The organism is Lysinibacillus sp. JNUCC 51, assembly GCF_015999525.1.
In the GTDB taxonomy this organism is placed as follows: Bacteria; Bacillota; Bacilli; order Bacillales_A; family Planococcaceae; genus Lysinibacillus; species Lysinibacillus xylanilyticus.
Genome location: NZ_CP065545.1, coordinates 3964022 through 3987709, shown reverse-complemented (window position 1 = coordinate 3987709; position 23688 = coordinate 3964022). Strand labels below are relative to the sequence as shown.

Annotated in this window: 24 protein-coding genes and 1 pseudogene; 6 read left to right on the top strand and 19 right to left on the bottom strand. The window is 37.5% G+C overall.

The features are described from left to right. Positions 1-94: 94 nt before the first annotated feature. Positions 95-814, top strand: coding sequence for a cell envelope integrity TolA family protein (locus JNUCC51_RS19195; RefSeq protein WP_337989311.1), 720 nt, complete (start codon positions 95-97; stop codon positions 812-814). Between the two features lie 452 nt (positions 815-1266). Here JNUCC51_RS19195 and lepA read toward each other — a convergent pair whose 3' ends face one another. Continuing rightward, positions 1267-3093 (bottom strand): translation elongation factor 4, encoded by a 1827-nt coding sequence (gene lepA, locus JNUCC51_RS19190; RefSeq protein WP_337989310.1) that lies wholly within the window; start codon positions 3091-3093, stop codon positions 1267-1269. Between the two features lie 205 nt (positions 3094-3298). Between lepA and JNUCC51_RS19185 the strand changes: the two are divergent. After that, a pseudogene (locus JNUCC51_RS19185) lies at positions 3299-3446 on the top strand (GNAT family N-acetyltransferase); the annotation flags it as partial. 348 nt (positions 3447-3794) lie between these two features. Here the strand turns inward: JNUCC51_RS19185 and JNUCC51_RS19180 are convergent. The 5 genes from JNUCC51_RS19180 to gpr form a co-directional block, all read right to left on the bottom strand. Then, on the bottom strand, positions 3795-4064 hold the full coding sequence (locus JNUCC51_RS19180) for an FmdB family zinc ribbon protein (protein ID WP_337989309.1): 270 nt from the start codon (positions 4062-4064) through the stop codon (positions 3795-3797). Between the two features lie 20 nt (positions 4065-4084). Beyond that, the gene (fmdA, locus tag JNUCC51_RS19175; protein ID WP_337989308.1) at positions 4085-5263 is read right to left on the bottom strand and encodes a formamidase; all 1179 of its coding nucleotides are present in this window, start codon (positions 5261-5263) and stop codon (positions 4085-4087) included. A 330-nt stretch (positions 5264-5593) separates the two neighbouring features. After that, entirely contained in the window at positions 5594-7498 is a 1905-nt protein-coding gene (locus JNUCC51_RS19170; RefSeq protein WP_337989307.1) for an acyltransferase family protein, read from the bottom strand. 559 nt (positions 7499-8057) lie between these two features. Next, positions 8058-8954 carry a stage II sporulation protein P gene (gene spoIIP, locus JNUCC51_RS19165; RefSeq protein ID WP_337989306.1) on the bottom strand — a complete coding sequence of 299 codons (897 nt, stop codon included), beginning with the start codon at positions 8952-8954 and terminating at the stop codon, positions 8058-8060. Between the two features lie 52 nt (positions 8955-9006). Beyond that, positions 9007-10023, bottom strand: coding sequence for a GPR endopeptidase (gene gpr, locus JNUCC51_RS19160; protein WP_134018543.1), 1017 nt, complete (start codon positions 10021-10023; stop codon positions 9007-9009). Between the two features lie 162 nt (positions 10024-10185). Between gpr and rpsT the strand changes: the two genes are divergently transcribed. Then, positions 10186-10434 carry a 30S ribosomal protein S20 gene (gene rpsT / locus JNUCC51_RS19155; RefSeq protein WP_079562884.1) on the top strand — a complete coding sequence of 83 codons (249 nt, stop codon included), beginning with the start codon at positions 10186-10188 and terminating at the stop codon, positions 10432-10434. A gap of 171 nt (positions 10435-10605) precedes the next feature. Here rpsT and holA read toward each other — a convergent pair whose 3' ends face one another. Then, positions 10606-11616 carry a DNA polymerase III subunit delta gene (holA, locus tag JNUCC51_RS19150; protein ID WP_268637652.1) on the bottom strand — a complete coding sequence of 337 codons (1011 nt, stop codon included), beginning with the start codon at positions 11614-11616 and terminating at the stop codon, positions 10606-10608. Between the two features lie 164 nt (positions 11617-11780). On the opposite strand from holA, the gene JNUCC51_RS19145 reads away from it, so the two are divergent. Next, positions 11781-11918 carry a YqzM family protein gene (locus tag JNUCC51_RS19145; RefSeq protein ID WP_337989305.1) on the top strand — a complete coding sequence of 46 codons (138 nt, stop codon included), beginning with the start codon at positions 11781-11783 and terminating at the stop codon, positions 11916-11918. 32 nt (positions 11919-11950) lie between these two features. Here JNUCC51_RS19145 and JNUCC51_RS19140 read toward each other — a convergent pair whose 3' ends face one another. The 12 genes from JNUCC51_RS19140 to JNUCC51_RS19085 all read right to left on the bottom strand — a co-directional run bounded on the left by JNUCC51_RS19140 (position 11951) and on the right by JNUCC51_RS19085 (position 22117). Next, positions 11951-14131, bottom strand: a complete 2181-nt coding sequence (locus tag JNUCC51_RS19140; RefSeq protein ID WP_337989304.1) for a DNA internalization-related competence protein ComEC/Rec2 — start codon at positions 14129-14131, stop codon at positions 11951-11953. Positions 14132-14238: 107 nt separating this feature from the next. After that, positions 14239-14808 carry a ComE operon protein 2 gene (locus JNUCC51_RS19135; protein WP_337989303.1) on the bottom strand — a complete coding sequence of 190 codons (570 nt, stop codon included), beginning with the start codon at positions 14806-14808 and terminating at the stop codon, positions 14239-14241. A 402-nt stretch (positions 14809-15210) separates the two neighbouring features. Further along, entirely contained in the window at positions 15211-15702 is a 492-nt protein-coding gene (locus JNUCC51_RS19130; protein ID WP_337989302.1) for a helix-hairpin-helix domain-containing protein, read from the bottom strand. 580 nt (positions 15703-16282) lie between these two features. Continuing rightward, positions 16283-17023 (bottom strand): class I SAM-dependent DNA methyltransferase, encoded by a 741-nt coding sequence (locus JNUCC51_RS19125; protein ID WP_337989301.1) that lies wholly within the window; start codon positions 17021-17023, stop codon positions 16283-16285. Positions 17024-17025: 2 nt separating this feature from the next. Beyond that, entirely contained in the window at positions 17026-17370 is a 345-nt protein-coding gene (rsfS, locus tag JNUCC51_RS19120; protein ID WP_049667753.1) for a ribosome silencing factor, read from the bottom strand. Then, the gene (gene yqeK, locus JNUCC51_RS19115; RefSeq protein WP_337989300.1) at positions 17367-17939 is read right to left on the bottom strand and encodes a bis(5'-nucleosyl)-tetraphosphatase (symmetrical) YqeK; all 573 of its coding nucleotides are present in this window, start codon (positions 17937-17939) and stop codon (positions 17367-17369) included. Before yqeK ends, rsfS begins: the two co-directional genes overlap by 4 nt. Then, the gene (locus tag JNUCC51_RS19110) at positions 17908-18498 is read right to left on the bottom strand and encodes a nicotinate-nucleotide adenylyltransferase (protein WP_337989299.1); all 591 of its coding nucleotides are present in this window, start codon (positions 18496-18498) and stop codon (positions 17908-17910) included. Before JNUCC51_RS19110 ends, yqeK begins: the two co-directional genes overlap by 32 nt. A 9-nt stretch (positions 18499-18507) precedes the next feature. Continuing rightward, the gene (gene yhbY, locus JNUCC51_RS19105) at positions 18508-18810 is read right to left on the bottom strand and encodes a ribosome assembly RNA-binding protein YhbY (protein ID WP_100546039.1); all 303 of its coding nucleotides are present in this window, start codon (positions 18808-18810) and stop codon (positions 18508-18510) included. A gap of 5 nt (positions 18811-18815) precedes the next feature. Beyond that, positions 18816-19646, bottom strand: a complete 831-nt coding sequence (aroE, locus tag JNUCC51_RS19100) for a shikimate dehydrogenase (protein WP_337989298.1) — start codon at positions 19644-19646, stop codon at positions 18816-18818. A gap of 30 nt (positions 19647-19676) precedes the next feature. Then, positions 19677-20780 (bottom strand): ribosome biogenesis GTPase YqeH, encoded by a 1104-nt coding sequence (gene yqeH / locus JNUCC51_RS19095; protein ID WP_337989297.1) that lies wholly within the window; start codon positions 20778-20780, stop codon positions 19677-19679. Next, positions 20777-21298 carry a YqeG family HAD IIIA-type phosphatase gene (locus JNUCC51_RS19090; protein WP_049667747.1) on the bottom strand — a complete coding sequence of 174 codons (522 nt, stop codon included), beginning with the start codon at positions 21296-21298 and terminating at the stop codon, positions 20777-20779. The genes yqeH and JNUCC51_RS19090 overlap by 4 nt, the downstream gene beginning before the upstream one ends. 36 nt (positions 21299-21334) lie before the next feature. Continuing rightward, positions 21335-22117 carry a phosphatidylserine decarboxylase gene (locus JNUCC51_RS19085; protein WP_337989296.1) on the bottom strand — a complete coding sequence of 261 codons (783 nt, stop codon included), beginning with the start codon at positions 22115-22117 and terminating at the stop codon, positions 21335-21337. Between the two features lie 136 nt (positions 22118-22253). On the opposite strand from JNUCC51_RS19085, the gene pssA reads away from it, so the two are divergent. Both pssA and sigK read left to right on the top strand, forming a co-directional pair. After that, positions 22254-22754, top strand: a complete 501-nt coding sequence (gene pssA / locus JNUCC51_RS19080) for a CDP-diacylglycerol--serine O-phosphatidyltransferase (protein WP_100546109.1) — start codon at positions 22254-22256, stop codon at positions 22752-22754. An 87-nt stretch (positions 22755-22841) separates the two neighbouring features. Then, the gene (gene sigK / locus JNUCC51_RS19075; protein ID WP_049667745.1) at positions 22842-23549 is read left to right on the top strand and encodes an RNA polymerase sporulation sigma factor SigK; all 708 of its coding nucleotides are present in this window, start codon (positions 22842-22844) and stop codon (positions 23547-23549) included. Positions 23550-23688 lie beyond the last annotated feature (139 nt).

Sequence of the window (23688 nt, the reverse complement as noted above, 5' to 3'; positions counted from 1 at the left end):
TTATAAAACAGATAACTAAATAAAGTTGTCTGTTTTTTTTATGTACATTTATAACTAAGTTTCCTAAATTGGAAATTGAGAGGAGAGTTTATTTATGGGAACTACGTTAGCATTTTTAGGTATTCTTGGATTTTTTGTAGGTCTTGTTTTATTAGTAATCGGACTTATAAGAAAGAAGAAAATGAAAGGTGGTCTTGTTCTAGGTATTTCAATAGTTGTTTTTATTATTGGATTTATAATGGTACCTACAAATGGTATTGAATCATCTAAAGACTCTAAAGACAAAGAAAAAGTAGAAACAGCAGCAAAATCTAAGGAAGAAACACGTGAGGAAAAAGCTGCACGTGAAGCTAAAGAAGCTGAGGATAAAGAACAAAAAGCAAATGAAGAGGCTGAAGCAAAAGAAAAAAGTATAGAAGATGAAATAGCCACTGATGTTGTAATAACAAATTGGCAAACAGAAATAGCAAATATAGTAGGAAACTCCGATAGAGCATCTGATAAATTTTATGCACTTGAAAAGTTTTTGATGGAATATAAAGCAACACCAGAAGAAGTTGATCAATTTAGTAAAGAAATCGTTAATGATTATAAATCAGGTACTTATTTAAGCGAAATTGAAAATCACGAACGTATGTTAACTAACATTTTAAAATCTTACTACGTTGAAAAAAACAGTTCAGGAGCTCTAAAGGATTTTGCATTCGACTATTTCCAAAACATGAAATACGTATATCGCGGAGCTGATACTGTAGATAGTGAAGCTGTAAAATCAAATGAAAGACAGATGAATAAATCTTTAAGTAAGATGTAGGAAGTCAAAAAATAACTAAGAGCTTCTATCAAAATATGGACCATATGAGGAATAAACAAAATAAATACCAGGTACTCACATGAGCGCCTGGTATTTTATTTTTTTCACCAACTTTGACTAGATAAAGAAATACTATACGCTTCTATACCTGAAGATGGATCATGGACCCTATTTAATATATTTCAGAAGCTCTCCATTTCCTACTTTCGGTAAAGATATAGAAATAGTAAAAGAATACTTACAGGAAAAACACGGAATAAGAGATTTTCTATATTATGACTCAGACAGTGATGAAGCTAGTTATGTAAGTTTTTAATCTAAAATTAGAAAATGACCAAGACGGCAAATAAGCTATCTTGGTCTTTACATTTTAATTACTACGTTGTGCAATGATAAGTTTCAAGCCTTCATAACACACAATTCAAACCCTTATAAACGTTGTTATATCAACGTTACTTCGAATCATCCATCTTCAGAACAGCCATGAACGCCTCTTGTGGTACTTCGACTGAACCTACTTGTTTCATACGTTTTTTACCTTCTTTTTGTTTATCAAGAAGTTTTCGTTTACGGGAAATATCCCCACCGTAACATTTCGCTAATACGTTTTTACGCATGGCTTTAATTGTTGAACGTGCCACAATTTTTTGACCAACTGCTGCTTGAATTGGCACCTCAAATTGTTGACGTGGGATTAATTCTTTCAACTTTTCAACGATGACTTTACCACGCTCGTACGCAAAGTCACGGTGTACGATAAAGCTTAGTGCATCGACTTGCTCACCATTTAATAAGATATCCATCTTCACTAGTTTTGATGTCTGGTAACCAATAAGTTCGTAGTCGAATGATGCATAGCCCTTCGTATTTGATTTTAAATAATCAAAGAAATCATAAACGATTTCTGATAACGGCATTTCATAAACAATGCTGACACGTGTCGTATCAATATAATCCATCGTCATAAAATTACCGCGCTTTAATTGACAAAGCTCCATTACAGCTCCTACATAATCGTTTGGTACCATAATTGTAGCTTTTACATATGGTTCTTCCACTCGATCAATTTTTTGAGGATCTGGCATAAATGATGGGTTGTCAACCTTAACTGTAGATCCATCTGTCATTTGGACATTGTAAATTACAGAAGGTGCAGTTGTAATTAAATCAATGTTAAATTCGCGCTCGATACGCTCTTGAATAATTTCCATATGTAGAAGCCCTAAGAAGCCACAACGGAAACCGAAACCAAGAGCCTGTGATGTCTCTGGTTCATATTGTAGTGCAGAGTCATTAAGCTCTAGCTTTTCTAACGCTTCACGTAAGTCATTATATTTTGCTGTATCGATTGGGTATAGTCCACAATAAACCATTGGATTTAAACGGCGATAACCTGCTAATGGCTCAGCCGCAGGGCGATTAGCAAATGTAACTGTATCCCCCACACGAGTATCACCTACATTTTTAATAGATGCTGTTAAATAGCCTACGTCACCTACTGTTAGTTCAGTCTGTGGTACAACTTTTGGTGTGTGTACCCCTACTTCAATAACTTCAAATTCTGCTCCAGTAGCCATCATACGAATTTTATCGCCCGGTTTTACTGTACCATTGACAACTCGGATGGAAATAATAACACCTTTATAAGCATCATAAATAGAGTCAAAAATAAGGGCTTGTAGCGGCGCTTCTGGATCACCAGTTGGTGCAGGTACCTTCTCTACAATTTGCTCTAAAATATCTTCAATTCCGATGCCAGCCTTGGCAGAAGCTAGTACCGCTTCAGAAGCATCTAACCCGATTACATCTTCTACTTCTTGACGTACGCGTTCTGGGTCTGCAGCTGGTAGATCGATTTTATTGATAACTGGTAAAATTTCTAGATCATTATCAAGGGCTAAATAAACATTTGCTAATGTTTGAGCTTCAATACCTTGTGCTGCGTCCACAACTAAAATTGCGCCCTCACATGCAGCTAAACTACGTGATACTTCGTATGTGAAATCGACGTGTCCTGGTGTGTCGATTAAATGGAATGTATACACTTCGCCATCTTTCGCTTCATATTTTAATTGGACTGCATTTAATTTAATCGTAATGCCTCGCTCACGCTCTAAATCCATTGAGTCAAGGAGCTGTGCTTTCATTTCACGAGATGTTAATGATTTCGTTTGCTCTAAAATACGGTCAGCAAGCGTTGATTTCCCGTGGTCAATATGTGCAATAATAGAGAAATTTCGGATATTCTCTTGTCTTTTTAAACGTGCTTCTCGGTTCATCTTTTCCACTCCTAATTAAACTATAATGAATTATACTATGAACCTTATACAAACCACAACAATAGAACGGCATAAATGCTGTTAAATCAATGATTATTCTAAATAGTGTGCTGTTCCTCTGCAAAACAATGCATATAAAAGAAATAGTGTGGGGCTGATTGGGGCTAATGAAAACGGAGAGAAGAAAGATTGCTGCTAATTGCTTAATCAAATCCACGGCGGCATATTAGGAGAAATTTGTTGGAATTGGTTAAAGATCTATACACTGATGATTGATGAAGATATTCGCAGATTATGTTACGGTTCTAACTTATTTATTAGAAATCGAACAAATTACTTTAAGTAACAAATGTTAATCCTCTCCGTTTGTCAGAATTGTGTCTAAGTTATGTCCAGACCAACTGTTAAAACGTTTGGCGCTTTAATAATGCACTTCAAGACTCCACAAAAAGCTGATTGGCCATTTTACAACGGGCAATCAGCTATTTTGTCGTTTAGAGATGATTAATATACATTGAACTACTCGTCACTTAGCTAACGCTTGAAGTGGGAGTCTTCTGTCAGGATCTGATAAAAAATCCTATCGACAACGCTCGGCGAAAACTACTGTCAGTCTTATTATTTTCTCCTATCACAGTAGACGCCTTCGCTGAATGATAGAATAGCATCTTTATCCAATATATTCAGTAAAGCAACAGGTGCTACCCGAATTGCCACGGACGATTAGCGCCCGCCTTTTTCCTTGGCTTATTGGGCCCTAATTCTTCTCGACTCATAATTTGCGGTTCCATTCCCTTTTCGATTTGCGAACTAAGTGCTCTCGAAAGGGAATACACATTCGGTGCAAAATAGACCCGATTTGACTCTAATTGGCAAATAGGACAAGTTGATTTTTCTTTATTCCCTGCCATTGATTTAAAAAATAACGTAAAATCTCCACAATCATTGCAACGAAATGTGTAACTAGGCAAGAATAAACCTCCTTATCCTATCATTTTGGCATAATATTTTTATCGAATATTTTTGTAGGGATTGCAATGGTACAACAAGCATTTGGAACGTCGACTATGCCATTGATTCGACTTTCAACTGGTGCTGTACTCAGCAGCATATAGGCTTGTTCACCTGTATAACCCAGCGTTTTTAAATACTCAATGGCATTCAAGCATGCCCGACGAAACGCAAGAGTAGCATCTAAATAATGTTGTTTCCCATCCCTATTATCTACTGAAATCCCTTGGAAAACGAGAAAATCATTATAGTTTGGATCTACTGGGCCCGGTTGGAATACAGGATTTTCGTAAATTTTATAGGTTTCCATGCCACCTTTAATGACATCTACCTTTAGATCAATCCATCCTGCCATCTCGATACCACCACAAAATGTGATTTCTCCATCCCCTTGTGAAAAATGAAGATCTCCTACCGATAACTTCGCTCCCTCCACAAATACCGGGAAGAAGATTTTCGTCCCTTTAGATAGATTTTTAATATCACAATTCCCGCCATTTTCCCTTGGTGGTACTGTTCGAGCTCCTTCCTTAGCTACTCGATCAAACTCAGCCCCTTTTAATGTGCCGAGCACTGCCCTCTCTGGGGTCGGTGCATTGGCCAACGTTGGAACTCGGTCCGGGTTAGTCATGATGAGTTCTTTTTCTCGTTCATTCCATTTTTGCAAAAGTTCCATAGAGGGAGCAACGCCTATTAAGCCAGGATGGATAATCCCAGCAAACTTCACACCAGGTACATGTCTCGAAGTGGTATAAATGCCTTCAAAATCCCAGATTGATTTAGCTGCTTCTGGAAATTCGTCAACTAAGAAACTTCCCCCATTTTCTCTTGCGAAAATGCCGTTAAACCCCCACGCCGAATCTTGAAAAGTACCAATATCTAAAATATCTACGACAAGTAAATCTCCTGGTTCAACGCCGTTCACATAGACCGGTCCACTCAACACATGAACACGTGCAAGATTCACATCCCGAATATCATTCGGACTATCATCATTTTTAATTTGTCCATCTGTCCAGTCTTTACATTCCATTCTAAAAGAAGTGCCTGGATCTACTGAAAATGCTGCTGGTATGTCTGGGTGCCACCGATTATGACCAGGATGTGCCTGTTCTTCCATTGATTTACTTAAATCTAATTTGTACAGAGTTTTCACCATTTGATTTACTCCCCCCAGTTTATATGTAAGAGACGTATGCGATTTCATATTATCAAAGATAAATAGTGTTGTCAAATTATTTCGAATATTCTTTCTTTATTTTAAGGAACAAACTAGAATGAATCGAGTGCAGTCAAATGGATTATTTCATATTTAAAAACCTCACACATTCAGTAGCCCTTTTAACTCATTGGAATTACCAAAACATTGTGATTATTCAAAATCACTACCTCTGCAATCAATAAAAAAATGATAAAGAATGCTTAAGATTTTCCTACAAAAAAAATATCCAGCTACACTTACGTGCACTCTGGATATTTTATTACTAAATTATATATTTATTGTTTGTTGAATAAGGTTTGTTAACGTATTAATACCTTTTTGTTCTAAATGTACGCCATCTGGAGCAAAGAATTCTGGATGGTTGATAGCAGCAGAATGCCAATCAATCAATGTAATATTATTATGCTCTTGAGCTTTTTGTTGTAATGAATAATTCACTTTGCCTTCCCAAGAACGCGGTACCCGAGTATTCACTAAGTAAATATCTGCTTTGGAGAAAGCTTCAAGTAGTGTATCGATCTGATCATTCGTAAAGAAACCATTTGTGCCAAGTTGAATAATAACTGCTTTATTTGGCTGATTAAAACTAGCATAATTTGGTGCAAGTTCGACAGCTTGTGAAACTTGACGACCAATTTTTGCATCAATTGTAATGTTAGGATAGATATTATGTAAGCTTGTAGCAATATCTATCATTAAAGAATCTCCAATAGCTAATATCCCATTATAGGATTCATTAGGGTTAGCAGTTGTATCATTTTCTCCTTGCTTAGGTTCTTCTTTGTCCGATTGAGAGTTAGTTTCAATTTTTTCATTCTCAACATTCGATGAATCGCTTTCTGTAGTTTCTTTTTCTGCTACAGAGTCATTATGCTTCGAAGGTTGTTCTCCACCATTTATTTTAATTTCTGTTGGCTTAGATTCTTTTGATTGTGTTTGTTCTTCTCCTACAACGCCTGTCATTCCAGTAAAAAACACTAGAAGGAATAGTGGAACAAGCACCGTAGAAATTTTTCTAGTAAACGAAAAGCTGCCCCATTTATTTTTATTAAATACAAGATACTGTCGATAATAGGAGCGGAATCCTTCCTTCCGTATTGGCATTTCGATAAAACGATATGACATTTCAGCAATAATTAAAATAAGAACTAGCTGTAAAGCAACTCGCCAGTATACAGGATTACCTATTTCATGGACTGGAGTGCCCAACACCATAATTGGATAATGCCATAGATAAATCCCATACGATCTTGAACCAATCCAACGTAGAGGCTTCAAAGAAAGTAATTTTCCTAAAATGCTAATCGGATGGCATACACATGCTATTAATATTGCTGCATTCAGACAGAAAAGGAACATGCCTCCTCTATATAAGAAAGTTTGATATTCATCTACAAAAATAATACTTAAAATAAAAATACCAAAAGCTACCAAACTTATGACGTTTAGTTTATTGACATGGTCAGTAGATAGCTTTTGAGAAGATAGTCTTTTCATCGGCCAAACGAGAGCTAGCCAGCAACCAATAAGTAATTCAAAGGATCGTGTATCTGTCCCGTAATAAATACGGCTAGGATCAGCTCCTGGCTCATACAGTACGCCCATTAAAACAGCTGAGCATATTGCACCGATAAAGATAAAAATGGCTAATTTACTCTGTTTTTTAACAAGATAAAGCCCTAGCATTAACAGAATTGGCCAAATAAGATAAAATTGTTCTTCAATCGCTAAAGACCATAGATTTTTTATAGGTGAAGGGGATCCAAAGCTATCAAAATAAGAAAGCTTATGAAAAATGAACCACCAATTACTTGAATAAAAAATAGAGGAAATTGCGTCTCCGCGCAATGTATTTAGAAGTTCCTTATGAAATAAGGTAGCCCAAACGAATGAAGTAATGATCATTACATAAGCAGCAGGTAATAAGCGTCGAAATCGACCAACCCAAAATTTACCTAGACCTACTGTTAACTGATTTCCTTTTAAAGGTAACATAGTAGATGTTATTAAGTAACCTGATAAAACAAAAAAGATATCAACTCCTAGGAACCCACCACTGGCCCATTTGAAGTTAAAATGATAAGCTATCACAGCTAGTACTGCTAAAGCTCGAATCCCATCTAACCCGGGGATATAACGATGATTGACTGACTTGACTGACTTGCCTGACATAATATTCCTTCCTCTTCTTCCGATAATCTATAAGCCTTTTTATAGTGTGAATTTTTTATAGTCGAATATCGTCCCCTTTTAACTAATGATTCGGTGCATTCACTTATATAAATGACGGATGAGTATTAATAAAAGTTTAAGATATCTTTAAATATTCTTTTGATCACTAAACAACTCGAAAATAAACTTTTCATATGTATGTTTTCCTTCATCTTTTTAAAAATAAAGGTTAATCTTTTTCATATTTTATCCATCAAAAAAGCATCTCCAAAATGGTAGATGCTTTAAAAGCGTATTTCGCCTATTGCATATGCCGATACAAAACTTTTACAACTCATCGTCAAGTCTTTATGTGCTGACTCGAAAATTATAAGGCAAGAAATGAATAATTAAAAGGCTTTACAACTATTTTTTCTAAAAAAAAATTCCTGGTATTTTTGTTAACAATCATTCAATTTTCATACTTTGTCCAAAAAATTATTAAGTGCAACGTTTCAACAGAAAATTGGCAAAAAGAAGGCTATAAAAAATCCCTGCTTTCGCCAATTCAAAATTAAAATTATTGTTGTTTTCCTGTAATGAAGGATTTTGATATAGCTTTTCCTATTACAGCAATTGTACGATTCAATTCTTCTCCCGTATTGTCAATTCCACCCAGTTCAATTAATATCATTTCTTTTGTCAAATCTTGATTATAACGTCCATCTACATTGTCACCACTTTTTGATATAACACCTCTAGAAATCTTTGGCACAATTTCATTCATGGCAGCAGATAGACTTTCTGCATAAGCAGTATTCCATCTATAATTCTTATGCTCTGCACCAATAACAATTGCAATCCGTGCATAGGATTCATTGTTATATGTTAAAGTTGTCGCATTTCTCTTAGCAGAATCTCGATGCAAATCGATAACTAAATCGTAGGATTGCTCTTGTAAACGTTTTTCTAAATAAGGACGTACAAAGTTGTAAGAATCCGGAAAACTTTTCCCTTTAAGTTTTAGTTCCTTCATAACATCAACATCTAAAACGTCCGTTTGTATACCATTCATGCTAAAATGCTTAGAAATAGTATCTTTTAAATTTAAAATATTTGTTTTTTCATCATAAACGGCTGCTTTCCCGCTAGCAGCCTTTACCACTGGTTGATATGATTCCTGTGAATGTGTAAATAACAACAATACTTTAAATGGATCTTTTGATGAATCTTGTGTTTGATCTTGTGTTTCCACTTTTGTTTGACCTTGTGTTTCCTCTTTAGTTTCCTCTTTTGTCTGCTCCAGTGCACTTTGTTCAGGTAAATTAGTAGCGGCAAACACGACTTGTTTATCCTCTGGTTCTTTTATCGGAGTCGATGCTTGCTTGTTGAACGGAAGTTGCCCAGCAATGACAGGTAATACGAAGAAGAACAATAATAAACCAAATGACCACTGTAGTTTTTTTAGCAAAGTCACACCCTCCTCCACATATCGTATGGAGGGGATGTGACATTTAGAACGAAAAAAATTATAGATTATTGGCCCATTTCATAAGCATAGATGACACGAGTTTTGCATATTTATCTACCCAATAATCTGCTTCCTTTGGCGTAACCATCAGCTGCTTATGCGAGGCTGCGAAGGTCTCTGTAAACAACTCCTGACGCTCTTCTTTAGACCACGTAGCCCATTCACCAAAAATCGGCTCAACTAAAGACATATCTAGTTCTTTATTTATATCTGGTTGCCAAGACGACAATGACAATTTTGATGAAGGTTTACTCCGCTCTGCAACCCGTGCAGCTATAGAACGTAACATTACCTCTACAGCATCCGCAATTAATACAGGTGCATCAACTACTGTTGGGACACCAATTGCGGTAACAGGAATACCAAGCATCTCATATGAAATTTCCTTACGCTGATTTCCTACACCTGAACCAGGGTGTATTCCTGTATCCGTTAATTGAATTGTTTTACATAAGCGATCACTAGCTCTCGTTGCAAGTGCGTCCACGACAATAATTAATTTAGGTTTAAGTCGCTCTGCCAACGCCGCTACAAATTCACCAGTTTCATATCCTGTTTGCCCCGTTACACCAGGCGCATACATGACGAATTTTTCATCAATTACATCTAAACTATGCAAATGATCAATAAGATACGGTCCTATAGCATCTGGTGTAATTGTACGATTCCCTAAACCGATAATTAAAATTTTGTCATCTTCTTTCCACGACATAGATTCATGCATATTTTTAAAATTCACAAGTAATTCTTTTTCAAGCTGCTCAAATCCATCCTGATCTTCTAGCGTCAAAGTAGGCACAGAAAGAGTAATGTACTGCCCTTTCTTCTTTCCAATTTGCTTCTCACCTTCTGCATTAACGAGCACATCAGTAATTTTTACCCGACCAGTATTGCGATCTTCAATTTGAATACCACTCGACTCTTTAAGCGTATCCTTTTGCTCTTTCGTTTGATGTAAAACTACCTCTTCAGACTCATCAATCAAATCCGTACGTTGCCAATTAAAATTTTGCATACAGTTCACCTCAACTGTAGTTTGTTCAAACTGTCAAGTAAATATTCTTTGCATTTATCTATTGCAATTTGTCCAAGCGTTTGTTAAAATGATTTTTGTTGTATTGACACAAGAAATCAATGAGAAGATATCATCTCGTACCTATTTTAGGAGGTGAAACATATGCCAAACATTAAATCTGCGATTAAACGCGTAAAAGTTAACGAAAAAGCTAACGCTGCTAACACTAAAGCTAAATCTGCAATGCGTACTACAGTGAAAAAAGCTGAAAACGCTGTTGCTGCTAAAGCTGAAAACACACAAGAACTTTTACAAGCAGCTTACAAATCTTTAGATAAAGCAGCTTCAAAAGGACTTATCCACAAAAACGCGGCGGCTCGTAAAAAGTCTCGCCTTGCTAAAAAAGCGTAATTGTTAAAAAAGATCAGTTTACTCTATTAGGAGTAGCTGATCTTTTTAATTTATAAGAAAATTAATTACGCCTTGTCGTAACTTCATTATCCCACTATTGTACTTACTTTAAAGAGCTGCCCATATTGCTTCGGACAGCTCATCAATTGACGTTATCTTACCGCTATACCCTTAAAGTTGACGTAATAAAAAGAGTTCTAAATAACGCTCACGATTGCCTCCTGTTGATTTCAGTTGTAAATCGACCTCTGCTAACTGATATAACGCCTTCAATAAGCTTTCCTCTGATGGACGATTTCGCTGCTCAACCATCAACTTGACACGATAAGGATGTATTTTTAAATTTTTTGCGATTTGCTGTGGATGATAGCCCTTTTTTAATAAATAAAAAACATTGGACATTGTACGTACATTTGATGCAAGCAAACCAACAAGCATGATAGGCTCTTGCTTTTGACGTAGTAAATCGTGATAAATAGACAGTGCCCCTACAGAATCGTTCGCAAAATAAGCATTTAACATTTTAAAGGCATCCTGCTCTAACGTTTTTGCCACTAAATCCTCGACTAGGGTAGTAGTTATTTCACCGCCATCTCCTATATAAAGAGTTAGCTTCTCAATTTCCATTTGCAACTGTAGCATATTCGATCCAACCATTGCGACAAGCTGTTCAATCGCATTTTGTGTAATGCTGTTGCCCTCCGCTTTTACTATACTCTGTATCCACACAGCTAAGTCCTGCTCCTTTGGTGTTTCAGCTTGGACTAAAAACGCATGCTCCTTCATCATCTTTGTCACTTTTTTACGCTCATCCAATTTTTCATAGGGTGCTATAAAAACTGTTACTGAAAAATCAGAAGGATTAGCAAGCCATGCTTCTAAGCGTTTAATATCATGGTCAATTTTTTCTTTTCCTTTTTCGGTTGCCTTTAAAAAGGAAGCGTTTTTAGCAATGATAAGCTTTCGCTCAGAGAAAAAAGGAATTGTATCTGCTTCATCCATAACGGCATCCACTGGCACTTCTTCCAAATCAAATGTTGACATCTCTATCTCTTCTTCGGGTCCAATTGCTTCTTTTAACCGTTTAACTGTTTCATCTATAAAATAGCCCTCCTCACCCACGAGTAAATAAACTGGTGAGAGTTCTCCTTTTTTAATATTATTCCAAACCGTTGAAATCATAATTTTCCCTCCATCTAGCAATACTACTAGTATACATGATTTGAATTCCTTTGTGACTTTGACCGAATTGTGTCGATTCTTTGCCACATGGTAAATTCTCCTTTTCGATATAGCTTTTATGAAAACGATGTCTTATAATAAATAACAGAATTGGAGGGATAACAATGAATCCATTTGAAGGAAAAAACATACAATGTAGCCGTAACGATGCAACTGATTCAGGAGTTGGTTTCGGTGTATCATTCGGAATGTTTACACTTATGTTTCTCATCGCAATAGTAGTAGAAGTAGCATCTAGATAATTAAATGTAATGTACGAGGAAAAAGACCTTGCTCATTGGACAAGGTCTTTTTCCTTTTGCACAGACCAACTATTTCCACGAATTCTTACTTCAATCGTCCCAACTATTCCTGTTGTTAATATAGATAAATTTCGACTTGTAAAACGCTTCACAACCTCATCATGCGGATGACTATAGCGATTATTAAGCCCGGCGCTGAAAATGGTTAATTCAGGTCGTAACAGCTCTACAAAAGGCTCAATACTTGATGTTTTACTGCCATGGTGTCCAGCCTTCAATAATGTCATATTCGCTAAGAGCTTGTTGTAAAGATGAATAAGCTCCTGCTCACCATGTTCCTCTAAGTCACCAGTTAACAATGCTCTAAATGACCCCTGTTGCATATATAAAACAATTGAATCATCATTACCCTCATAAAGGGTGTCACGGGGCCAGAGATAATAAAAACTAGTTTCTCCTACGCGCCACGCTGTCCCCTGCATTTTTTCTTTCACAGGAACTTTTCGCTTTTTGGCTTCCATCAGTAAATCCCGCATTACAGGTTTATCCATTGAACCAGGAGTGAGGTGAATTTCACGCATGTTAATCTCTTGCAAAATCTCTTCCGCTCCCTCCACGTGATCGGCATCCGCATGAGTGGTGATAAAAATATCAATGTCCCGTATCCCTTTCCCTTTCAAAAATGGTACAACAACTTGTCTCCCAACCTCATATGGGCTTTCTGAAGTCTTCCATACTTCTTGCTCAAATCGAAGTAAGCCGCCTGAATCAATAACATATACAGCCCTTCTAAACGGTAATTCAATAACAGTACAATCACCCTGACCAACGTTTAAAAATGTAAGCTTAGTTTCGTTAAACAACATTGGCGATAAATGAATACATAACGCAGGAATGAACATGACAACTGCAAATTTACCATAATGTTTTATTTCGATAAAATAGAAACCTGTTAATACACTTATCAAAGCCACGCAAATAAGCCATATAGCAGGTTTCCCTGGCGACCACAGCTGAAACGGCAATTCCTGAAGATATAATATAAACTTTGTAAGCCAACCTCGGAGCGGCTCGTATCCAACAAACAAAGCTTTTGCTACTGGCATCGATATAAACGTTATTACAAACATAGCAATATTTAATGGCAAAATAACAAAGGAAAACAGAGGTACGAAAATAATATTTGCTAAAAATGAAGAAATTGAAATTTCATAAAAATGATGAAGTAATAATGGATAAACAAGAAGCTGGCACACAAATGTAATGGAAAATGAACGGATTAACCAGTTCGAGGATCTTCTTAAAATGACGCCAGAATAGACAAGACTAACCGTTGCTAAATATGACAATTGAAAGCCAATCTGATAAATGACACCTGGTTCAAGTAGGACAAAGCAAATAAAGCTAATTGCTAAGGCATCATCAATCGATATTTGCCACCTAGCGTAACGCATCAGCATGATTAATTCTACGACAGATACCGCACGCCATACAGAAGGAGCACCACCAGCTAGCACCCCATAGATAGGTAAGATGATGAGCAAAACTATAGTCGCCATTTCCTTCCGTATGCCTATACGTAGAAGACCTTCAAAAAACAACCATGAGACAAGCGCCACATGCAGACCAGAGATAGCAAATAGATGTGTAATACCAAGCTTTTCATAGGCTCTCCGAAGCTCATGATCGACTTGATCCTGTGATCCTATTAGAAGTGCTTGTGCCTCTGCAACTAGTGACTCTGGGAATGTTGTTTCAATATGTTTTTTCATAAAGTGTCTCTGTTTAGCAAGAAACGAACGAATGGATTTTTTCTCTTCTTTAAAGATCCAGCTTGAAATTTCAAATATTCCCCTGGCACCTTTACTTATCAAATATTTTTCCATAGAAAACGCATATGCATGTGCAGGTGGAAGAGGTACTATAAGTTCTCCTTGAACTTGATAGGTCCTACCTGTCAATGAAGTAGTTTCATAAAAGCTTTTCTCTTCTTCTGATGAAAATGTAAATACGACATACAGCTTTTCACCTGTTTCAGTTTTGACAAAGCCTCTAAGCTTATGACCAGTTATTTTATATTCACTCGACCAAGTTATTTGGAATGTTGACGGTAGAGGGGGAGATTCCGTCAATTGAAATGTAATAATGAAGAAATAGGAAAGAAATCCACTGACGATAACAAACGCTGAAATTAAACGTGTTTCACCTTTCAATTTAAGCCATAACGTGAAAAGCAGAAGAATAGAGAGTAGCCAAGCTGACTTGTATGCCGCTATTGAAGCAACAAGTACAGCTAGTGCTACGTAAATCCATTTATTCTTTAAAGCTCTTTGCCAAATAATGCACTCACCTTCTGTTCATAAGGGAGCAATTTTTCTGCAGGCATACCACTCTCACGCAGCTCGTTTAACATGTCTATATACAAGGCTAATTTTTCGTCGCTTAAAAAGTCGATTTTGCGTTCATCAAACGGAACGTGTACAACCTCTACACCTGCTTTTTCAAATAATTCTTGTGCATAAGGGTTATTTTTATAATCGGTAGCGTAATACACACGTTCAATACCTGCTTGAATAATAGATTTCGTACACGGCAGACACGGGAAATGTGTAACATATAAGTCTGCACCTTTTGTAGGCGTACCATATTTAGCACATTGTAGCAGTGCATTCATCTCAGCATGCACTGTACGTACACAATGGTTATCAACAACGTAGCAGCCTTTTTCAATACAATGTTCATCACCTGTAATTGAACCATTATAGCCTCCTGCAATAATTCGCTTATCCCTAACGACAGTTGCTCCTACCGCAAGTCTTGTACATGTACTACGTAATGCGAGTAAATGGCTTTGCGCCATGAAAAATTGATCCCAAGTAATTCGCTCCATATGACTACCTCCGAAATTTTACATACATTGAATTAACAAGGCTCATCACCATGACGTGTGGTTGATTTCCGTTCCGACTGGACGCTTTGTTGCTGACGCTTCGCTTTCGCACAGATAAAACATTTGCCGCTGACCTTCGCTTTCGCGCAGAGCAGAGCTTCCTGGGGGCGTCCGATGAGCAGCTTGGCTTCGCTGCAGGGTCTCATCTGTGACGCTGATCCCCAAGGAGTCGCTCAGCCTCCACTCCAATCAACTTATTTACAAGGAATATGTCTTATCAAATTTCATCCACAACTTTTTGTGATGAGCCATTAACAAACTGTGCCTTTACTGCAACAGTCACTATGCTTTATAGTGTAGCCCTTTTTGAAAAGAAACGTCAATATCTCAAAATTCCTGCCATTACTTAACTGTAATAAAATCCTTTAGCTTCTCAAATGTTTTGTCGCCAATACCACTCACTTTTTTTAAATCCTCAATTGTTTTAAAGCCACCATTCTCCTCACGGTACGAAATAATACTTTGCGCCTTTGATGGACCAATGCCTGATAATGTCGTAAGCATTGCTTCATCTGCTTTATTTAAATTGACCTTTTGATCTTTCATACCGTTGTCACCTTGTGATGTTACACTAGTAGGCATCTTCAAGATATTAGAAGTAATTTCGTCTAGCTTTTCACCCTTTTGAGGAATGTAAATAACCATCTCATCCTCAACTTTTTGCGCATGATTAATGAGTTGCGTATCAGCATCCTGAGTGTAACCACCTGCAAGCTTTACTGCATCTATAATTCGCTGGTCAGTCTGTAGCTCATAGACACCTGGATACATAACAGCACCCTTTATATCAACAAATACCTGCTGTATGACCGCTTCCTCAACAGGTTCTTTCATATCAGTTGTTCAATAGGTTGGATTGTTTCGATGAGCTCTTCTTGGGGAGGTGAAGAGTCAGAACTCGAAAAAAAGAAGTAACAAAGTCCACTGATTATAAGTATGCCGGGGAGCAACATACTTTTTTTATACTTTTGCCAAAAAGATTGGATCATCAAATAACATCCTTTCCTTTACAAAAGGTAATCATATGGAGTCAATTTCATCTTACATTATCATTCATGCGTTGAAAAGATAAATTATTAATAGAAAGTGCTAAGACTAATATTGAAAGAGTAGTGCAATGTAGCGACAGCACCGATGTTGGTTACGAAGGCATTATTATAGGACTTGATGATTTTAGCCTTCGTTCCACTGTCGCTGATCCCTAAGAGTCGTCCAGTCTCCACTCCAATCAACGTAATCACTTTTATTTCTTCCGTTACAATAGGAAAAGAACCACATTGCATATTTGTGCAATGTGGCTCTTTTTAAGCAATTCTTTATAAAGGTTTTCGTCTTCTAGAAGATCTTTAAATTTCGCTTGAAACAATGAAAAGTAAAAACAGCTCACTGGTTAGTTAACCAGCAAGCTGTTTTACTATTTCATCGCACGGATAAAAATGCGTTCACTTTCATATTCAGGGCCTTCATCTGTAAAATCTGCTGTTATTTCTACATTTTTAAAGCCAATTTCCTGAAGCCATGCCATATATTGTTCAATCGAGAATGTGCGTTGGTTATGTTCCTCGTCAAAGCGTTCATACAGACCACTCTCAGCATCACGCACATAAAACGTCATCTGGTGGACAACTGAATGTTCAAAATCGCCAGGTTCCGTATGCCATACATAGCTAATATCGCCATCGTCATACGTAAACGGTCCATCTAAAAATATATCATTCATTTTAAATAATGAATGTACGTCAAAAAACAGCTGGCCTCCATCTCGTAATGCACTATAAATACGTTCTAATGTTGAATAAACTGCTTTTTCTTCAACTACATAATTCAGCGAATCAATAGCAATCGTTACAACGTCAAGCGCCTCAAAGCCCTCTAATTCATCCATCGACAGACAATAGAGAGGTACATGTAATCCTGCATCAGCAAAGCGCTCTGCGGCAATTGAGAGCATATTTTCAGATAAGTCAATCCCACTCACCTTGTAACCCGCCTTCGCAAACAGCAGGCCAAGCACACCTGTTCCACAGCCGATATCTAACAGATTTGGGAATTGACTGCTCGGTGCATGCTGCAAAACCCATTCCACATAAAGATTGTAAGGGATATCGGTTTGCAGCTCATCATACACGTGAGCAAATCGTTCGTAACTACTCACACTTATGCCTCTGGCATGTCTAGTTGCGGTGCATCGCCCCATAGACGCTCTAAGTTATAATAAGCGCGTTCATCTTTATGGAATACATGCGCTACTACATCTCCAAGATCAACAAGAACCCAGCGTGCTGCATCAAAGCCTTCAACACGGCGAATTTCATAGCCCTCTTTTTCTGCTATCTCTTGTAACTCACGTGCGATTGCTTGCACTTGGCGATCAGAATTACCATGAGCAATAATAAAGTAATCTGCTAAAAGTGAAATGCCTTGCATATTTAAAACGACAATATCCTCACCATGTTTGTCGTCAATTGCTTTGTAAGCTGATTGTAATAAAGTTGAAGTCATCCTTCACTGTCCTCTCTTTTTATCATATCGTTGTAACATTCTATTGATAATGGATAAATTGGTTGTTTTGTGTCAATTAAAAATGCCAATGTATGGCGCACACAAGCACTCATCGCTTTATCCAAATTTTTCATTGCTTTTTTTCGCAGACGATCAACACCATCAAATTTACGATTAGGTTCAATCATATCTGCAACAAAAATTATTTTTTCTAGACGGCTCATGCCCACGCGTCCTGTAGTATGAAAACGAATAGCATTTAATATATCCTCATCTGTAATGCCAAATTCGCTTTCTGCAATATATGCACCAACTGGACCATGCAGTAATTCACTACCCCAGCCAATAAGGCGAGCATCTAATTCTTCGTCATGGACGATTTTCTCCATCCATTCGATATCTGCATATTTTGCAATATCGTGAAGGATGGCAGCTATCTCAGCCTTTTTTTCATCCTCACCATATAATGTTGCTAGCTCAATGGCTGTTTCCATTACACCAATGGTATGAATATAGCGCTTCTCAGGCATGCGTGGCTTAATCGCTGCCAAGTACTGTTCGCGTTCCATATAGACCTTCCTCTCGTATGAACGTCTCTACCGCTTCAGGTAGTAAAAAAGTAACCGTTCCTCCATTGGCAAGTCGTTCACGAATCAGTGTGGACGATAAATCGATTTGGGGAGCCTCCACCATTACTATAGGATAATCTGTAGTGGCCTCTGTTCCTGGACGCTTTACTCCTACAAATTGCACAAGCTTCACTAATTCCTCAATACAGTACCATGTATGAAGCGAATCAATCATGTCGCCTCCAATGATGAAGTAAAACTTCACATTAGGCTCTCTTATACACATCGCAGAAAGTGTCTTGTATGAATAGGATACGCCACCCTTCTCCACCTCATACGACTCCACAGAAAAATACGGATATGGACTTATTGCACGCTTTACCATTTCAAGGCGTTCCTCATCGCTAGCATCATGACGTGCGAACTTATGTGGTGGCAACGCATTGGGCATAAAGCGAACTTCATCGAGATCTAATGCATGCAGTACTTCATTAGCCATCATTAAATGTCCATTATGTGGTGGATTAAATGTACCTCCCAGTAAACCGACCTTTTTCATCGTCTCACCTTATTTCGTTGCTTTTGGTAATACAATCTTTTTATGATTGCGTGACTCTTTATATAAAACAACTGTCAGTCCAATTAATTGTACAAGCTCTGCATGAGCACCTTTAGCAAGTGCTTCTGCAACTTCATGCTTGTCCTCCTCACAGTTATCTAAAATACGTACCTTAATCAACTCTCGTACTTCTAATGCTTCACGGATTTGCTTTGTCATTTCGTCATTAACGCCGCCTTTTCCTACTTGGAAAATCGGTGATAAATGATGTGCTTCTGCACGTAAAAAACGTTTTTGTTTACCTGTTAACATAAAAATTAATTTCCTCCTAATTGCGCCTTTAATTGCGCAATCATTGAATTTGTATTTGGGTATTCACCAAGCCAATGCTCAAAAGCAATTGCCCCTTGGTGAACGAACATTCCAAGACCCGTAACGACGGTTGCTCCTTTTTCCTCAGCCGCTTTTAAAAAAGGCGTCATTAATGGATTATACACAATATCGGCCACAATTGCGCCTTTTGCAAGTCGTTCAAGTGAAAATGGCATTGAAAAATTGCCCGTAGCAAGTCCAGCCGATGTCATTTGCACTAAAATGCCGAAATCAGCTAATATTTCCTCAGCCTCTGCTAAAGAAATAGCATTACCTATACCCATTTCATCGACAATTGCTTGGGCATTTGCCACTGTGCGGTTTGCAATTGTTAAATTCGTATAACCTTGCTGCTGCATTGCAAAAGCAATACCACGAGCAGCACCGCCCGCACCAATAAGAAGAACTGGCTTATCTTTATGAGATTTACCAATCGCCTCTTCTAACGAGCGTACAAAACCAACACCGTCTGTATTGTATCCCTTTAATCTTCCTTCTTTTGTTCGGACAACCGTATTGACAGCTCCCATTTTTTGGGCCAACTCATCTAGCTCGTCTAAATAAGGAATGATCGCTGTTTTATGTGGGATTGTAATATTCCAGCCACTAGCACCTAGTGTTTTCAAGCCAGCAACCGCTGACTCCAAATTTTCAGAAGATACATGTACTGGAATATACGTCGCATCTAGCGACAATTCCTCGAACCAAGCATTATGCATCGCTGGGGATTTTGAATGCTCAATCGGATCACCTATAACCGCAAACCATTTCTTCATTTCCTAATCCCTCTTCTCTACTTGTACATCCTAAATAAGTGATGGGCGAATTGAAACTTGTACACCCTTTGGCGCATAAGCCGCTACAACTACATTGGCATGCTGTACAGTAATCCATCCAAGACCAGAGAATACAACATCTGTTTTCGCTTCTTTGATAGAGAACTCATGACGCACTAATGGCGGTAGCTGTTCTATAAATTCAGCAGTTGGAGGCGCCAACAATTCTCCCTTATGCTCTGCATACAATGCATCTGCCTTCTCCAGCTTTGTTCGGTGTATTGGTAAGTCATTTGCCACGTGAACCGTAAATGCTGAACGATCTCCTTGAATAAAGTCAAAACGTGCAAGGGCGCCGATAAATAATGTTTGTCCAGCATTTTGTTGATACACTTTTGGCTTTATTTCTTTTTTAGGCATAATATATTTTAATTCGCTAGAGTCAATATGATGTGCCATCTGATGGTGATTAATAATTCCCGGTGTATCATATAATGCACTACCATCATCTAATGGAATTTCAATCATATCTAAAGTGGTACCTGGGAAATGAGAAGTTGTAATAATCTCACCTTCACCAGTAGCCTGTTTGATAATGCGATTAATGAACGTGGATTTCCCAACATTTGTACAACCTACAACGTACACATTTTGTCCATTACGGTACTCATCAATGGCTTCCATAGCTTCGGCCATCCCTTTACCTTTATGGGCACTCACTAAAAGTACATCGACAGGTTGTAGACCAAGAGCCTTTGCTTCACGTTTTAGCCAATTAATCACTTTTTTCGGTTTCACAGATTTCGGTAATAAATCTGCTTTATTCGCGATTAATAACACTGGATTATTACCTACGAAGCGGTGAAGTCCTGGTAGCCAGCTCCCATTGAAGTCAAATATATCAACAATTTTTACGATTAAGCCTTGCTGTGTTCCAAGACCGTTTAATATGCGTAAAAAGTCGTCATCTGTTAATGACACTGGTTGAATTTCATTATAATTTTTCAAACGGAAGCAACGTTGGCAAATGACCACGTCTTTTTCTAATGATGATGGGGGTGCATACCCAACTGCTGTTTTATCTTCTGTTTGAATTGTTGTACCACAGCCAATACAATTTGGCATTTCGTTCATTCTTTTTCCTCCCAAGTACTGATTCCTTTTCGTTTTAAATTATTGAACACACGACGTTCAATAAATCGGTTGAATTTTGTTACGAGACCATCTGATTGTGCAACTGGTTTTACTAGTACCGTATGCAAGCCTAAGCGATTAGCGCCCATTACATCTGTTAGTAGTTGGTCTCCTACCATTACTACTTCCTGTGGTCGTAGCCCTAATTGAACAATTGCACTATAAAAGGCATTACGAAGTGGCTTTCTCGCCTTATGAATATAAGGAATACCTAATGGCTCAGCAAATTGCTTAACACGTGCTTCTTTATTATTCGACGCAATAATAACACGAATGCCTGATTCTTTCATAATGCGTAGCCAAATAATAAGCTCTTCCGTTGCATCTGCACGATCCCATTCCACAAGCGTATTATCTAAATCCGTAATAATCCCTTTAATGCCTAAGTCTTGAAGCTTTTCCGGTGTAATTTCATAAATACTCGTGACAAATTCATCTGGTAATAAAAAATTATACAAAATAGCGACCCCTAATCTAAATGTATTATTCGACCATTATAGCATATTTGCGAAGGCTTCACCCATTCGAATTGGGCTTCCTTGTACAACATTTTCCGTAAATTCTATTGCACCCTTTTCAAACAGCATAACTACTGTTGAGCCGAATGAAAAATATCCGACTTCTTCACCCTTATGCCACTGTGTTGTCGTATTAGTGAGCATGATAGAGTTTACAAAGGTAGCACCCACTTTAATAAACGCTATCTGCTGATTATTCGCCACTTTCAGCTCCGTTACTGAACGATAATTGTGTGAAATAGGTTTTTTACCGTATGTAAGACCGAGCTGGTTAACTGGATAAGATTTTTGACCAAGTGTATATTGTCTAAGCACTTCCCCATCAATCGGGCTGTGAATACGGTGATAATCTGCAGGACTTAAGTAAAACACGATAAAATGTCCATCTGCATATTGTGTAGCACGTTCTGCATTGCCAAGTAAATCATGTAAAGCATAAGGCTTACCCTTTACATGAAATGTCATATCCCATTCGATACGTCCAAATGATTCCACTTTTGCATCCACTGGACTTACATAAGTAGTGGGATTTTGTTCAATTGGACGCGCATCTTCTAAAAGCTCTCTTGTAAAAAAGTCATGTAAACTTGAAAATTGTTGTTGTTTTTTTGAAACCTCTTCAAGATTAATGTCGTATACCTTCATATAACTAGGAATAATACGTTTACTCCACTTTGCTTTTGCAATAGATTGCAAAAGATGAGAGGATTGCTTACCATTTGTTAATTCAATCAAGCGTTGATATAGTTTTTCTTTCATAAAACAAAACCCCTATCGATTAATTTAGACTGTCAATTTTTTCGCATTCGAAGTATAATGGTACAATATCTTAAGTGCAAAGGAGTGATCCCCCTTGTTTTTTTATCACAAGTTGGTGGATACCACGGTTAAGAAAATGAAATCGCAAGCAGCAAACTTTATCACAATCAGTAATATGTCCTTCGGCGGCGCAGCCATAATGGCTACACTACACGAATACTATAGCTATAGTGTCTTGTTTATCTTTATTGCAGCCCTTCTTGATCGTTATGATGGAAAGGTAGCTAGAGCACTCGGACAAGTGTCTGATCTAGGTAAACAATTAGATTCTATGAGTGATATTATATCATTTGGTGTAGCGCCTGCATTATTAATGTATAAAGTTGTCTTAGTCGACTTTGGTTTCGTCGGAATGACAATGACAGTACTATACATCATTTGCGGTGCGATGAGATTAGCTCGCTTTAATATTTCTGAAGCAAACGGTTATTTTACAGGGTTACCAATTACAGCTGCAGGTACGATCTTAACTTTAACGTATTTTGCATCTAATACGTTCCACCCGGCATTTTACCTTTTCCTATTCCCAATACTAGCATTACTCATGATTAGTACAATCACGTTAAAAAAAGTGTAACAGCGCATTTGCTGTTGCACTTTTTTTCATTTAACACAGTTTTATAACATATACTGTCGAAAAATGGGGAAAGGATGAAATCATTCAATGAGCGGAATTTTTACATCTATGTTGCAGTTATGGCTTGAGATCCCAGCGTTACTTGGCTATTTAAAGGGGCAAACATTCCATAAACCCTTTTCAAAAGAAGAGGAAGCTGCTTGTATTGAACGATTTTTAGGCGGTGATGAGCAAGCGCGTCTTGATCTAATTGAACGCAATATGAGACTCGTTGCACACGTTGTAAAAAAATTCCACCCAAAGCATGAACAACTTGATGATTATATTTCCATCGGTACTATTGGTCTTATGAAAGCCGTAGAAAGTTATACTCCTGACAAAAAAACACGCCTTGCCACTTATGCTGCCCGTTGTATCGAAAATGAAATTTTAATGCATCTGCGTACACAGAAAAAAGTGCAAAAAGATGTTTCCTTATTTGAGCCAATCGGTACAGATAAAGATGGTAATGCCCTACAAATCCGAGATCTCTTACAATGCGATGAAGAAAGTGCAACAGAAAAAATTGAACATAAAGAGCATGTTGCACAACTATATCATTATTTGCATATGCTTGACGAACGAGAACTCGAAATCGTTACACTCCGCTATGGTTTAAACCAGCAAGATGCACTTACACAAAAGGAAATCGCTGCACGTTTAAATATTTCTCGTAGCTATGTATCTCGCATTGAAAAGCGAGCACTTATTAAACTCTATCAATTATATAAACGAGATCAAAAAATAATTGAGTAATATATTGTAAATTGATAATTATATAATTTCAATATTTCTATTACATTATTCTGCGATTAATCTTGTATTTTTTGTTACAAAAGTACCCCTTATTCTCGTCATAACGTAGGGTTGATTTATGTCTTTTCTGTGATGCTAA

Excerpts from the sequence above, each read along its gene's own strand:
- JNUCC51_RS19195 (WP_337989311.1), top strand. The coding sequence starts at position 95 with ATGGGAACTACGTTAGCATTTTTAGGTATTCTTGGATTTTTTGTAGGT.
- lepA (WP_337989310.1), bottom strand. The coding sequence starts at position 3,093 with ATGAACCGAGAAGCACGTTTAAAAAGACAAGAGAATATCCGAAATTTC.
- fmdA (WP_337989308.1), bottom strand. The coding sequence starts at position 5,263 with ATGGTGAAAACTCTGTACAAATTAGATTTAAGTAAATCAATGGAAGAA.
- JNUCC51_RS19170 (WP_337989307.1), bottom strand. The coding sequence starts at position 7,498 with ATGTCAGGCAAGTCAGTCAAGTCAGTCAATCATCGTTATATCCCCGGG.
- gpr (WP_134018543.1), bottom strand. The coding sequence starts at position 10,023 with ATGCAAAATTTTAATTGGCAACGTACGGATTTGATTGATGAGTCTGAA.
- rpsT (WP_079562884.1), top strand. The coding sequence starts at position 10,186 with ATGCCAAACATTAAATCTGCGATTAAACGCGTAAAAGTTAACGAAAAA.
- holA (WP_268637652.1), bottom strand. The coding sequence starts at position 11,616 with ATGATTTCAACGGTTTGGAATAATATTAAAAAAGGAGAACTCTCACCA.
- JNUCC51_RS19145 (WP_337989305.1), top strand. The coding sequence starts at position 11,781 with ATGAATCCATTTGAAGGAAAAAACATACAATGTAGCCGTAACGATGCA.
- JNUCC51_RS19135 (WP_337989303.1), bottom strand. The coding sequence starts at position 14,808 with ATGGAGCGAATTACTTGGGATCAATTTTTCATGGCGCAAAGCCATTTA.
- JNUCC51_RS19130 (WP_337989302.1), bottom strand. The coding sequence starts at position 15,702 with ATGAAAGAACCTGTTGAGGAAGCGGTCATACAGCAGGTATTTGTTGAT.
- rsfS (WP_049667753.1), bottom strand. The coding sequence starts at position 17,370 with ATGACTTCAACTTTATTACAATCAGCTTACAAAGCAATTGACGACAAA.
- yqeK (WP_337989300.1), bottom strand. The coding sequence starts at position 17,939 with ATGGAACGCGAACAGTACTTGGCAGCGATTAAGCCACGCATGCCTGAG.
- JNUCC51_RS19110 (WP_337989299.1), bottom strand. The coding sequence starts at position 18,498 with ATGAAAAAGGTCGGTTTACTGGGAGGTACATTTAATCCACCACATAAT.
- yhbY (WP_100546039.1), bottom strand. The coding sequence starts at position 18,810 with ATGTTAACAGGTAAACAAAAACGTTTTTTACGTGCAGAAGCACATCAT.
- aroE (WP_337989298.1), bottom strand. The coding sequence starts at position 19,646 with ATGAAGAAATGGTTTGCGGTTATAGGTGATCCGATTGAGCATTCAAAA.
- yqeH (WP_337989297.1), bottom strand. The coding sequence starts at position 20,780 with ATGAACGAAATGCCAAATTGTATTGGCTGTGGTACAACAATTCAAACA.
- JNUCC51_RS19085 (WP_337989296.1), bottom strand. The coding sequence starts at position 22,117 with ATGAAAGAAAAACTATATCAACGCTTGATTGAATTAACAAATGGTAAG.
- pssA (WP_100546109.1), top strand. The coding sequence starts at position 22,254 with ATGAAATCGCAAGCAGCAAACTTTATCACAATCAGTAATATGTCCTTC.
- sigK (WP_049667745.1), top strand. The coding sequence starts at position 22,842 with ATGAGCGGAATTTTTACATCTATGTTGCAGTTATGGCTTGAGATCCCA.